The organism is Enterococcus sp. AZ126, assembly GCF_051714545.1.
Lineage (GTDB): Bacteria > Bacillota > Bacilli > Lactobacillales > Enterococcaceae > Enterococcus_L.
In genome coordinates this window covers 1867409-1880293 of sequence record NZ_JBIOSB010000001.1, presented here as the reverse complement: position 1 = coordinate 1880293, position 12885 = coordinate 1867409, and the positions used below count along the sequence as shown (strand labels likewise).

The 12885-nt window shown below is 38.5% G+C and carries 10 protein-coding genes and 1 pseudogene; all 11 read left to right on the top strand.

Annotated features, from left to right (window positions below):
* Window positions 1-15 precede the first annotated feature (15 nt).
* The 11 genes and pseudogenes from deoC (at window position 16) to IGI43_RS08965 (ending at window position 12705) form a co-directional block, all read left to right on the top strand.
* Window positions 16-678: a deoxyribose-phosphate aldolase gene (gene deoC, locus IGI43_RS09015; RefSeq protein WP_438757459.1), complete on the top strand. Its 663-nt coding sequence runs from the start codon at window positions 16-18 to the stop codon at window positions 676-678.
* 24 nt (window positions 679-702) lie between these two features.
* Window positions 703-1098, top strand: coding sequence for a cytidine deaminase (locus IGI43_RS09010; protein WP_438757458.1), 396 nt, complete (start codon window positions 703-705; stop codon window positions 1096-1098).
* A 163-nt stretch (window positions 1099-1261) separates the two neighbouring features.
* Window positions 1262-2359, top strand: a complete 1098-nt coding sequence (locus tag IGI43_RS09005; RefSeq protein ID WP_438757456.1) for a BMP family lipoprotein — start codon at window positions 1262-1264, stop codon at window positions 2357-2359.
* Window positions 2360-2537: 178 nt separating this feature from the next.
* Window positions 2538-4103, top strand: coding sequence for an ABC transporter ATP-binding protein (locus tag IGI43_RS09000; protein WP_438757455.1), 1566 nt, complete (start codon window positions 2538-2540; stop codon window positions 4101-4103).
* Window positions 4096-5229: an ABC transporter permease gene (locus IGI43_RS08995; RefSeq protein WP_438757454.1), complete on the top strand. Its 1134-nt coding sequence runs from the start codon at window positions 4096-4098 to the stop codon at window positions 5227-5229. The genes IGI43_RS09000 and IGI43_RS08995 overlap by 8 nt, the downstream gene beginning before the upstream one ends.
* Window positions 5229-6191 carry an ABC transporter permease gene (locus IGI43_RS08990; RefSeq protein WP_438757453.1) on the top strand — a complete coding sequence of 321 codons (963 nt, stop codon included), beginning with the start codon at window positions 5229-5231 and terminating at the stop codon, window positions 6189-6191. Before IGI43_RS08995 ends, IGI43_RS08990 begins: the two co-directional genes overlap by 1 nt.
* Window positions 6192-6323: 132 nt before the next feature.
* Window positions 6324-7490: a phosphopentomutase gene (gene deoB / locus IGI43_RS08985; RefSeq protein WP_438757452.1), complete on the top strand. Its 1167-nt coding sequence runs from the start codon at window positions 6324-6326 to the stop codon at window positions 7488-7490.
* 10 nt (window positions 7491-7500) lie between these two features.
* On the top strand, window positions 7501-8319 hold the full coding sequence (locus IGI43_RS08980) for a purine-nucleoside phosphorylase (RefSeq protein WP_438757451.1): 819 nt from the start codon (window positions 7501-7503) through the stop codon (window positions 8317-8319).
* A gap of 26 nt (window positions 8320-8345) precedes the next feature.
* Window positions 8346-9053, top strand: a complete 708-nt coding sequence (gene deoD, locus IGI43_RS08975; protein WP_438757450.1) for a purine-nucleoside phosphorylase — start codon at window positions 8346-8348, stop codon at window positions 9051-9053.
* 147 nt (window positions 9054-9200) lie between these two features.
* Window positions 9201-10388, top strand: coding sequence for an iron-containing alcohol dehydrogenase (locus IGI43_RS08970; protein WP_438757449.1), 1188 nt, complete (start codon window positions 9201-9203; stop codon window positions 10386-10388).
* Between the two features lie 663 nt (window positions 10389-11051).
* Window positions 11052-12705: pseudogene (locus IGI43_RS08965) on the top strand (IS1182 family transposase).
* Window positions 12706-12885: the final 180 nt, after the last annotated feature.

The window sequence follows — 12885 nt, the reverse complement described above, 5'->3', positions numbered from 1 at the left end:
GATGTGCAAAAAATAATGGAATTAAATCAAATGATTGACCACACTATTTTAAAAGCAGACGCAAAAGAAGAAGATGTTTTACGAATTATTGAAGAAGCAAAAAAATATAAATTCTTCTCAGTTTGTATCAATCCATGTTGGGTTGCTTTAGCAAAAGAACATTTAGCAGATACATCTGTTGATGTTTGTACGGTAATTGGTTTTCCTTTAGGTGCCAATACGTCTGAGGTAAAAGCTTATGAAGCGACAGATGCAATCAATAATGGTGCAACAGAAGTCGATATGGTCATTAATGTTGGTGCGCTGAAATCTAAGCAATACAAAAAAGTCCAAAAAGATATCCAAGCAGTGGTTGATGCGGCCAAAGGTAAAGCTTTAGTTAAAGTGATCATCGAGACCGCTCTACTTACAGATGAAGAAAAGATAAAAGTTTGTGAACTTGCTAAAGAAGCAGGGGCAGATTTTGTTAAAACGTCAACTGGTTTTTCAACAGGTGGCGCAACGATCGCAGACGTTAAATTGATGCGTGAAACAGTTGGCCCAAGCATGGGTGTAAAAGCTTCAGGCGGTATTCATAACGAAGCTGAAGCAAAAGCCATGATTGAAGCTGGCGCTACACGGATCGGAACAAGTGCCGGTGTTGCAATTATAGAAGGTACTACAGGGACAGGTTATTAATCTAAAGAAGAAAGTGGCAGACAAATGACAGCAAAACAAGAATGGTTAGCTATCGCAGATAATGCATTATCAAAAGCGTATGTACCTTATTCTCACTTTCCTGTTGGGGCATGTCTCGTGACCAAAGAAGGAAAAACGTTTCAAGGAGTCAATATCGAAAATGCTTCATACGGATTGACAAATTGTGCTGAACGAACAGCGATTTTTAAAGCTGTTTCAGAAGGTGAACGTGCTTTTCAGCATTTAGTGATTGCAGGAAATACACCAGAGCCAATATCTCCGTGTGGTGCATGCAGACAAGTGATGGCTGAATTTTGTGCGCCTGAAATGACAGTTACCTTGGTTGGCGAGCATGGTGTGATCAAAGAGACGACAGTCGGCGAGCTTTTACCATATGCTTTTACGGAAAAAGATTTGTAAGATCTAGTTACTTGAACTAAACCTTTCAACGAAATGTTGAATTGATGTGGATTGCTCTTGCGAGTACTCGTTGCACGAGAAACCTTTTTTACTATTATTATCTTGTTTCATTCAGTCTTCCGGCTGTTGAAAATATAAAACTATTATAGGGGGCTTTACAGAGATGAAAAAAGCAAAATTATTTGGTTTTGGCTTGACTGCATTGGCATTAACACTTGCGTTAGCGGCATGTGGCGGGAGTAAAAAAGATTCAACAGATGGAAAATCAGCAGGTGGAGACGCGGATCATAGCGTTGTTATCGTTACTGATATCGGCGGGGTAGATGACCGCTCATTCAACCAATCAGCTTGGGAAGGTTTACAAGCTTGGGGGAAAGAACACGATTTGAAAAAAGGAGCGGATGGATTTGATTATATTCAATCAAACGATGCTTCGGAATATGTAACAAATATTGATACAGCAGTTTCTAATGGATTTAAAACAGTTTTCGGTATTGGCTACCTGCTATCTGATTCTATCAGTACAGCAGCGGATGCAAATCCAGATACACAATTTGGTATCATTGATAGCGTTATTGAAGGCAAAGACAATGTTGTATCTGCAACATTTAAAGATCAAGAAGCTGCATACTTAGCTGGTGTAGCGGCAGCATATACAACAAAAACAGACACTGTAGGATTTATTGGTGGTGAAGAAGGCGCGGTTATCGACCGTTTTGAAGCTGGTTTCCATCAAGGTGTGATTGATACAGCAAAAGAATTGAAAAAAGACATAAAAGTTGAAGTTGAATATGCTGCTTCATTTGGTGATCCTGCCAAAGGAAAAGCACTAGCAGCATCAATGTACCAAAAAGGCGCTGATATTATCTATCACGCTGCAGGTGGTACAGGTCAAGGAGTTTTCCAAGAAGCAAAAGATTTAAATGAAACAGGTTCAAAAGATAAAGTTTGGGTTATCGGTGTAGATAGCGATCAAGATAAAGAGGGCGCGTACAAAACAAAAGACGGTAAAGAAGAGAACTTTACATTAACATCAACACTTAAAGGTGTAGGTGCTGCAGTGCAAGATATCTCAAACCGTGCTTTAGAAGATAAATTCCCTGGCGGTGAACATTTAGTTTATGGTTTGAAAGATGGTGGTGTTGATTTGACAAAAGGTTACTTGTCAGACGAAGCACAAATAGCTGTTGATACAGCAAAAGAAAAAATCATCGCAGGAGATATCAAAGTTCCAGAAGTACCAAAAGATGTAAAAGAGTAAAAATTTTAGCTTAGCGCTGCGACCAGCAGCGCTAAGACTTTATTATGCCTTTAAAGAAGGAAAAAGAATCATCCAATCATTCATTTTCTTTCTTTAAGTGCCTAAAAGCTACTTTATTTTTTAGAAGTATCGTATTAATAGATGATGTAAATGATTAAATTGTTAGGAAGTGAAGAATGTGGCTCAGGAAAACTATGTAATTGAAATGCGCAATATCACGAAGGAGTTTGGGACATTTAAGGCTAATGATAATATCAACTTAACTGTTCGACCAGGAGAAATTCATGCTTTGCTAGGTGAAAACGGCGCTGGAAAATCTACTTTAATGAATATTCTATCTGGTTTGTTAGAACCAACATCAGGTGAAATATTTATGAATGGCTCCAAAGTATCGATCAATGGCCCCACTGCAGCAAATCGTTTAGGAATTGGAATGGTCCATCAGCATTTTATGCTAGTCGATGCATTTACTGTAACTGAAAACATCATTCTAGGTAGTGAACCGACAAATGCGGGTATATTGGATCGTAAAAAAGCAACAGCAGAAATCAAAAGAGTTTCTGAACAATACGGGTTATCGGTCGTTCCAAGTGCGTATATTCGAGACATATCTGTTGGAGCACAGCAACGAGTAGAAATCTTGAAAACGTTATATCGTGGAGCCGATGTCTTGATTTTTGATGAGCCTACAGCTGTTTTGACACCTCAAGAGATTGATGAATTGATGGAAATCATGCGTGGACTTGTTCAAGAAGGTAAATCGATCATTTTGATTACGCATAAATTAGATGAAATCAAAAAAGTAGCTGACCGCTGCACGGTTATTCGCCGTGGTCAAAGTATTGATACAGTAAATGTCAAAGATGTTTCTTCACAACAATTAGCTGATATGATGGTTGGTCGTTCTGTATCGTTTAAAACAGAAAAGAAAGCAGCTGATCCTAAAGAAGTTGTTCTTTCAATCAAAGATTTAGTTGTAAAAGAAAGTCGTGGGTTGGAAGCTGTTAAAAGTCTTAGTTTAGATGTACGAGCAGGTGAAGTAGTTGGGATTGCAGGAATTGACGGCAATGGTCAAACAGAATTGATCCAAGCACTAACTGGATTACGTAAGGCAGAAAGTGGTTCAGTCGAACTTAGAGGAGAAACAATTACGAATAAAAAACCTCGTAAGATCACAGAAGCAGGTGTGGGTCACGTACCTGAAGACCGTCATAAATATGGACTTATTCTGGATATGACCTTAGCTGAAAATATTGCACTACAAACCTACTACAAGAAGCCTTTAAGTAAAAGCGGTGTCTTGAATTACAACCAAATTAATTCATACGCACGAAAATTAATAGAAGAATACGATGTACGAACAGTAAATGAATTGGTTCCTGCCAAAGCATTATCAGGAGGGAATCAACAAAAAGCCATTATCGCTAGAGAAATCGATCGTGATCCTGATTTGTTGATAGTATCTCAACCAACACGCGGGTTAGATGTTGGTGCTATTGAATATATCCACAAACGTTTGATCGAACAACGAGATAAGGATAAGGCGGTATTGGTAGTTAGTTTTGAATTAGATGAAATTTTAAATGTTTCTGATCGCATTGCAGTGATCCATTCTGGAAAAATCGTCGGAATCGTAGATCCAAAAGAAACGACTGAAAATGAACTAGGATTACTAATGGCTGGTTATTCTTTAGAAGAAGCAAGAGCCGAATTAAGTCAAAAGGCAGGTGAGGCAGTTGAATAATCGATCAGAAAAATTACGGAATATTTTAGTTCCGATTTTATCCGTATTGATGGGCTTTATTCTTGGTGCAATTATTATGTTGATTTCAGGTCAGAACCCAGTTGCTGGGTATCAAGCGATGCTGATGACTGCTTTTCAAAGCCCCAAAAGTATTGGTGAAATTTTTGTAACGGCCGGACCTTTGATTTTTACAGCGCTAGGGTTTGCGGTAGCAAATTCAGCTGGATTCTTTAATATCGGGCTGTCAGGTCAAGCATTGTGTGGCTGGATTACAAGTATTTGGGTAGCACTCTCAATGCCTGATGCACCTCGCATGGTCGTTTTACCTTTAACAGTTCTTGCTGGTGCGCTAGCAGGAGCCATGGCGGCTGCGATTCCCGGATTTTTACGCGCATTCTTTGGCACAAGTGAAGTCATCGTTACGATTATGCTGAATTATGTTTTTCTCTATACGAGTACGCACATTGTCAATAATGTGATGGCTAAAGAGTTGATGACAAATAAAGGTGTTACAAAAGTAATTGGGGAAAATGCAAGTTTACGTACAGGCTTCTTGAAAGAGTTGAGCAGCGGTTCGCGTTTGAATATTGGTATTTTCATGGCACTTATTTTCTTAGTTTTGATTTGGTTCCTTATGAAGAAAACGACCTTGGGGTATGAGATTCGCTCTGTTGGTTTGAACCCATTCGCATCAGAATACGCTGGAATGAGCAGCAGACGAACAATCGTGATGTCGATGGTTATCTCTGGAACATTAGCTGGTCTCGGTGGTGTCGTTCTTGGTCTTGGAACATTTGGGAACTTCTTTGTTCAAGGTTCTTCCTTGAGTATTGGGTTTGACGGAATGGCTATTTCTTTACTGGGAGCAGGCAGTTCGGTGGGAATATTATTATCAGCGCTTCTCTTTAGTGTATTGAAACTTGGTGGACAAGGAATGCCGCTTCGTGCCGGTGTTCCAATCGAATTAGTGGATGTCGTGATTGCTTCGATCATTTTCTTCGTTGCCATCAGTTACCTTATTCGCTTCTTGTTAGCAAAAGCTTCAGGGAATAAAAAAGAAGTCGCAATTGTTGAAGAATTAGATGGAAAAACAGATCCAACTAGTCAAGAAGGAGGAAAAATCTAATGGATATTGCATTAATCGCTGTATTGGCGCCGATTATTACACAAACTTTGGTTTATTCTACTCCTTTAGTTTTCACGGCTTTGGGTGGGACATTTTCTGAACGGAGTGGTATTGTAAATGTAGGACTAGAAGGAATCATGGTGATGGGTGCCTTCAGTTCGGTTGTATTTAACTTGACCTTCGCTGATACATTTGGTGCAGCAACGCCTTGGCTTGCTTGTTTGGTCGGTGGCGTAGTTGGGATGTTATTTTCACTGCTCCATGCTGTTGCAACGATCAATTTAAGAGCAGATCACATCATCAGCGGAACGGTAGTCAATTTAATGGCACCAGCTTTGGGGATTTTCTTGATCAAAGTGATTTATGGAAAAGGTCAAACAGATACAATCAAAGAATCGTTTGGTTACTATTCATTTCCTATCTTGAAAGATATCCCCATAATAGGAGACTTATTCTTCAAACAAACAACATTGCCAGCGTTTGTGGCAATATTGGTGGCGATTCTTTCTTGGTTTGTATTGTTCAAGACTCGTTTTGGTTTACGCCTTCGCTCTGTAGGTGAAAATCCGCAGGCAGCAGATACACTTGGAATCAATGTTTATCTAATGCGTTATGCAGGTGTTTTGATCTCAGGATTTTTAGGTGGTATCGGAGGAGCGGTCTTTGCTCAAACGATTGCTGGACGTTTTGCGGTGACAACGATTGCCGGACAAGGATTTATTTCAATGGCGGCGATGATTTTCGGTAAATGGAATCCGCTAGGTGCAATGGGTGCAGCATTGTTCTTCGGTTTTGCACAAAATATCAGTATTGCCGGATCAAATTTACCGGTGATTTCATCAATACCAGCTGTTTACTTACAAGCAGCACCCTATGTTTTGACCATTATCGTTTTAGTTGTTTTCTTAGGAAAAGCTTCTGGACCAAAAGCAATTGGGAAAAATTATATCAAATCTAAATAATAGTAGTATAAAAGGGCGGGGCTATGGGACGAATTCTGAAGTCATGCCCTTTTTATAAATAATTATTAATTTGTTTCTACAGAATAAACGTGTAAAGCTTTTAAAAACAGAATCAAAGAAAGAAGGATGGTTATGTTTAAACGTGTACATTTAGTTGTGATGGATTCAGTCGGAATCGGGGAAGCACCAGATGCTGAAAAATTTGGCGATGTAGGCAGTGATACTTTAGGGCATATTGCCAAAGAAGCTGGATTGACTATCCCTAATTTAGAGAATCTTGGGCTAGGAACGATCGCCCCCCTTCATAATGTAGAAGCTGTAGCAGATCACAAAGGCTACGCAACAAAATTAGAAGAGATTTCTGTGGGGAAAGATACAATGACTGGTCATTGGGAAATCATGGGCTTGAATATTCAAAAACCTTTCCGAGTATTTCCTGATGGATTTCCAGAAGAACTACTAGCGCAAATCGAAGAATTTTCAGGACGAAAAATTGTTTGTAACAAACCATATAGCGGTACAGCAGTTATCGACGATTATGGAAAACACCAAATGGAAACAGGCGATTTAATCGTGTATACATCCGCTGATCCAGTCTTGCAGATTGCAGCGCACGAAGAGGTCATTCCTTTAGAAGAATTATACCGTATTTGTCAGTACGTTCGTGATATCACGAAAGATGAACCTTATATGATCGGTCGTATTATTGCTCGTCCGTATGTTGGTGAACCAGGTAACTTTACGAGAACAAGTAATCGCCATGATTATGCACTAGATCCGTTTGGTCAGACTGTTCTTGATTCATTGAAAGATAACGGCAAAGACGTTATCGCTGTTGGGAAAATCAATGATATTTTCAATGGGCAAGGCATAACAGATTCTGTGCGGACGAAAAGTAATATGGATGGTGTAGACCAACTGCTTAAAGTGATGAAACGTGATTTTGAAGGATTAAGTTTCACTAACTTAGTTGATTTTGACGCACTATACGGTCACCGTCGCGATGTGGTTGGTTATGCTCATGCGATCGAAGCCTTTGATTTAAGACTTCCAGAAATTATCGATGCAATGAAAGAGGACGATTTACTACTAATCACAGCTGACCACGGAAATGATCCAACCTTCCCTGGAACTGATCATACGAGAGAATACGTTCCATTATTGGTTTACAGTAAAAAAATGACAGGGCAAGGGAGCTTGCCGCAAGGACATTATGCAGATATTTCAGCGACCATTGCTGAAAACTTTGCTGTTCCAAAAACAGAAAATGGCGAAAGCTTTTTAAATAAACTGGTATAGGAGAGAAATGATGACAAAATTAGGTGAAATGTTAAAAGAGACAACAGCGTTTTTAAAAGAAAAAGGCGTTGGCGAAGTTGATTTTGGTTTGATTTTAGGTTCTGGTTTAGGTGAGCTGGCGGATGAAGTAGAAGATGCCATTGCGATTCCTTTTTCAGAAGTTCCTCATTTTGCGGTTTCAACGGTTGTTGGACATGCAGGTAAGTTAGTTTATGGTACACTTTCTGGGAAAAAAGTATTAGCGATGCAAGGCCGTTTCCATTATTATGAAGGCCATTCAATGCAAAAAGTGACGTATCCAGTTCGTGTGATGGCTGCAATGGGGGCTCATTCGATTGTCGTAACAAATGCTGCGGGCGGTGTAAACGAAAACTTCACACCAGGTAATTTGATGTTGATCACAGATCATATCAACTTTACTGGAGATAATCCATTGATTGGGGAAAATGATGAAGCGATGGGACCACGTTTCCCAGATATGAGTCATGCGTATACGCCAGCCTATTTTGAAGTAGCGAAAAAAGTAGCAAACGAACAAAATGTAGCTTTACAAGAAGGTGTTTATATGGGCTATTCCGGTCCAACATATGAAACACCTGCTGAAATTCGGATGTCTCGTGTGATGGGGGCCGATGCAGTTGGAATGTCAACTGTATCAGAAGTCATCGTTGCAGCACATAGTGGCTTGAAAGTCTTAGGTATTTCATGTATCACAAACTTAGCCGCTGGTATGCAAAGTAGCTTGAATCACGCAGAAGTTGTAGAAACAACAGAGCGAGTTAAATCTCAATTTAAAGAACTAATCAAAGCAACGTTAGCTGAACTATAAAAGTTTCATTATAAAGGAGAAAAAAGATGAGCGTTCATATCGAAGCAAAACAAGGCGAAATAGCAGATAAAATTTTATTACCAGGAGATCCGTTACGTGCAAAATATATTGCCGAGACATTTTTAGAAAATCCAGTATGCTACAACCAAGTAAGAGGAATGTTAGGTTATACGGGTACGTATAAAGGTGAACGCGTTTCCGTTCAAGGAACGGGAATGGGGATGCCTTCTGCGACTATTTATGCACATGAATTGATCAATTCATACGATGTGAAAAAATTGATTCGTGTTGGTACGTGTGGATCAATCTCTGAAAAAGTTCATGTGAGAGATTTAGTGATTGCACAAGCAGCAGCAACACCGTCATCAATGATCCGTAATGATTTCCCTAAATATGATTTCCCTCAAATTGCTGATTTTGATTTACTATTGAAATCATACACAACTGCAAAAGAAAAAGGCTTTGTGACTCACGTGGGTAATGTCTTGTCTGATGATGTATTTTATAAAGATAGTATGGACGGCGTTTTTGATTTAGGTAAATTAGGTGTCTTAGCAATCGAAATGGAAGCTGCAGCACTTTATTATTTAGCAGCAAAATTTGATGTCCAAGCTTTGGCGATCATGACGGTTAGTGACAGTCTAGTAACTGGTGAAGAAACAACTGCTGAAGAGCGTCAAACAACATTTAATGATATGATCGAAGTGGGGTTGGAAACAGCAATCAATAGTTAAGAGTAAAGGAGATTGAGAGGGGAACCTTTCGATCTCCTTTATTGCAAAGCAGATGATGTGCAGTAGTTGGCGAGCAAAGCAATAGAAGTTTCAGAGGGATTGCTCTATCATAGAGTATGAAACGTAAGTTGAATGGAGGAAGAAAAATTGGATAATTTTAGATTTTATGTACCAACAGATATTCGTTTTGGGAATGACCGTTTAAAAACAGAGCTGACAGATGTTCTAAATACGTACGGTAAAAATGTACTATTAGTATACGGCGGCAGTATCAAGAAAAATGGATTGTATGATCAAGTAATCAGCCTACTTGAGAAAAACCAAAATAAAGTAGTGGAATTAAATGGTGTAGAACCAAATCCTCGTATTGAAACAGTTCGTCGTGGTGTAGCATTATGCCGTGAAAATGAAGTGAATGTAATCTTAGCTGTAGGTGGCGGCTCAACGATTGATTGTGCCAAAGTAGTAGCAGCTGGTTTTTATAGTCAAGGAGATCCGTGGGACGTTATCGCAGGACGCAAAGGGTTTCAAGGTGAAGCTTTACCAATTGTTACGATCTTGACATTAGCAGCAACCGGCAGTGAGATGAATGCTGGAGCAGTGATCACAAATCTAGCGACAAACCAAAAATTAGGTGTTGGTGGTTCTTCAATGATGCCAAAAGTGTCGTTTTTAGATCCAACATTGACATTTACTGTACCGGCTTACCAAACTGCAGCAGGTTCAGCCGATATATTAAGTCATTTGTTTGAAAGTTACTTTAACGTAACAAAAGGAACAGATGTACAAGATTTTGTTTCAGAGGGATTGATGCGTGCGGTTATTAAAAATTGTCCGATTGCGCTGAATACGCCAGATGATTACGATGCCCGTGCTAACTTGATGTGGTCAAGCAGCTTGGCATTGAATGGATTGACGAGAAATGGCAAGCACGGCGTTTGGTCCTGTCATGCGATGGAACATGAACTAAGTGCATTCTATGATATTACCCATGGGATCGGTCTAGCGATTTTAACCCCACGTTGGATGAATTATGTACTTTCTGAACAAACGGTGACTAAATTTGCTCAGTTTGCTCATAACGTGTGGGGAATCGTTGAAGAAGATCCAATGCTTGCAGCAAAAAAAGGAATTCAAGCGACGTATGATTTCTTTGTATCATGCGATATCCCAATGACATTACCGTCTGTCGGAATCGACGAAGAGAAGTTTGAAGAGATGGCCAAACAGGCTGTAGCGCATAGTACGATCAAGACGGATGCATTTGTTCCGCTAGCTGAATCAGATGTTGAAGCAATTTATCGTGACTGTTTGACTGAATCAACCTTTGTATAAGCAAAATTATAATCTTTAATTGTTAGTGTGGAGACAGAAATAGAAAGCAGAGTCGATTTTTTAATTTATAATATATAAGTTGGGGTTTACGCATCAGTCATACGAAATTTTATGGTATAATTTCTTACATTTTTTTGAAAATCCTGTTAAATCAACGTTTCTAAAATTAATTATGAGAATTCACTCATTTTAAAGAGACTTTCTTTTGGAACAATGAACCGAAATTTTACCGTGTAGAATAAAAACCGAACGATTCAAATGTTCCTAGTTACTTTTGACATATATCAAAAATAGATTTTGGCACACGAATATATACCAGTAATGACCATATCAAAAAGTATACCTTTTGACAGACTCAATTTAGAAAAATAGACATTATTATAGAGAAGAGCTAAAACATTCGACTTTATACCGTAAAATCTCGGTCCACTGATACGTGAACCCCAAAGCCTGAAAAGTTTAATAGGGTATAAGGAACTGGCCAGATTTGAACAATTGCTACAGAGTTGTTTAAGATAAAAAATGAGTTTGGGACATAAGTCCTAACGAAAAATCCAGATACCAATCAACTTGATTGGCATCTGGATTATTTTTTTCTATAAAAATAAGAACACCTTTGCTAGAATAAAAGTAACTACACAAATAAACAAGCGAGGTGTTCTTATGTTTAAAAATTATACCACAAATCAAGTCATTCTTCCTCTAGATTTTAGTTTTCAGTTAGAAAAAAATGATATCGCATTTGTTATTGATCAATTAGTGGAAAGTATTCCCGAGGCACGTTTTCTTCCTTTTCACCATCAGATGGGTCCTTCTTCTTATCATCCCAAAATGATGATGAAGATGATTTTGTGTGCCTATACACAATCTGTATTTTCTGGTCGCAAGATTGAAGCGTTGACGAAAGACAGTATTCGCATGATGTGGCTCACTCAAAGCTATCAACCTAGCTATCGAACAATCAATCGTTTCCGTGTGAATCCCTTAGTGAACACACTCCTTCGGGAGTGCTTCGTCCAGTTCCGTAGCCAATTAGTCAAGGAACAATTAATCGATGAAGAAGCAATTTTTATCGATGGTACAAAGATTGAAGCCAACGTCAATAAATACACCTTAGTTTGGAGAAAATCGATTGATAACTTTGATAAAAAGCTCATTGAAAAATCAAATTATTCCTGAAATTGAGCGAGAGTCCGCAAAAGAACTATCTGTTACTGAATTAGGCAAGATTGAAGAAAATCTCTCGCATGTTGTCGAAAAGTTTACAGAAAAAATCGAACAAGCAGAGGAGGGAATTACTCGCAAATCAATCCGTTCTAAACGAAAAGTTCCTAATAATTAAATGACACTTTTCAAGGACTTTAAAGAGCGAAAACTCGCTTATCAAAAACATAGACAGATTTTAGGGCGACGAAACAGTTACTCTAGAACGGACCTAGATGCCACTTTTATGCGCATGAAAGACGATCACATGAAAAATGGGCAGTTGAAAGCAGGTTATAATCTTCAAATCGCCACGAACAGTCAGTATATTTTAGGCTATGATCTTTTCTCAAATCCAACAGATACACGAACATTGCGCCCTTTTTTAACCACTTTAAAAGAGTGTTTCTTTGATCTGCCAAACTATATTGTCGCAGATGCCGGCTATGGAGGAGAAGAAAACTATCAAGCGGTTTTAGAGGATCACGAGCGAACACCACTCATCACTTATGCCATGTACCATAAAGAACAGAAGAAAAAGTTTAAACAAAATCCGTCCCTTCCAGCAAACTGGCCGTACCAAGAAGTAGAGGACACGTTTCTTTGTCCAAACGGACGGAAAATGAATTTTCGAAATGATTCTATTCGTACAGATAAGTATGGCTTTAAACGGTATTTAAAACGGTATGAATGTGAAGACTGCTCGAATTGTCCTCTTCGAACTCAATGTACAAAAGCGAAGAGTGACAAGAATCGTGAGATTCAAAAGAACATGAACTGGGAATACTTTAAAGCAACGATTCAACAGCTACTTTCAGAAAAAACAGGTAAACTCTATCGCCAACGAAAAATTGACGTCGAACCAGCTTTCGGACATCTGAAGGCTTGTTTAGGGTTCACTCGTTTCTCTGTTCGAGGGAAATAGCAGACACACAATGAAATTGAATTCGCTTTAATGGCAGTAAATTTAAGGAAATATAGGCTAAGTAAGCTAGAAAATAAGAAGAATTCTCCCAATAATCTAAAAAATAGAAGACTGAAAATCTTTTTTTACGATTTTTGGTATTCAATTTTAAGGTTCTTGGGATTTACGTCCCAAGCTCATGGTAAATAAAAATAATTCAGATAAAACAGATGAATTATATGAATACGACACAAGCACGTTGAGTAAGATTTTCTTAAATATGCCTATACCAAAAACATTCGTTTTAGGAGAATATTATTTTTGATGATTAATAGCACTACAAGTAATGAAAAAAAATGTATGGTATGATTTTCTTTAAGTTCTTGTTTA

Bases quoted from the DNA above. Each gene is read 5' to 3' on its own strand.
- deoC (WP_438757459.1), top strand. From the start codon at position 16: ATGGAATTAAATCAAATGATTGACCACACTATTTTAAAAGCAGACGCA.
- IGI43_RS09010 (WP_438757458.1), top strand. From the start codon at position 703: ATGACAGCAAAACAAGAATGGTTAGCTATCGCAGATAATGCATTATCA.
- IGI43_RS09005 (WP_438757456.1), top strand. From the start codon at position 1,262: ATGAAAAAAGCAAAATTATTTGGTTTTGGCTTGACTGCATTGGCATTA.
- IGI43_RS08990 (WP_438757453.1), top strand. From the start codon at position 5,229: ATGGATATTGCATTAATCGCTGTATTGGCGCCGATTATTACACAAACT.
- deoB (WP_438757452.1), top strand. From the start codon at position 6,324: ATGTTTAAACGTGTACATTTAGTTGTGATGGATTCAGTCGGAATCGGG.
- IGI43_RS08980 (WP_438757451.1), top strand. From the start codon at position 7,501: ATGACAAAATTAGGTGAAATGTTAAAAGAGACAACAGCGTTTTTAAAA.
- deoD (WP_438757450.1), top strand. From the start codon at position 8,346: ATGAGCGTTCATATCGAAGCAAAACAAGGCGAAATAGCAGATAAAATT.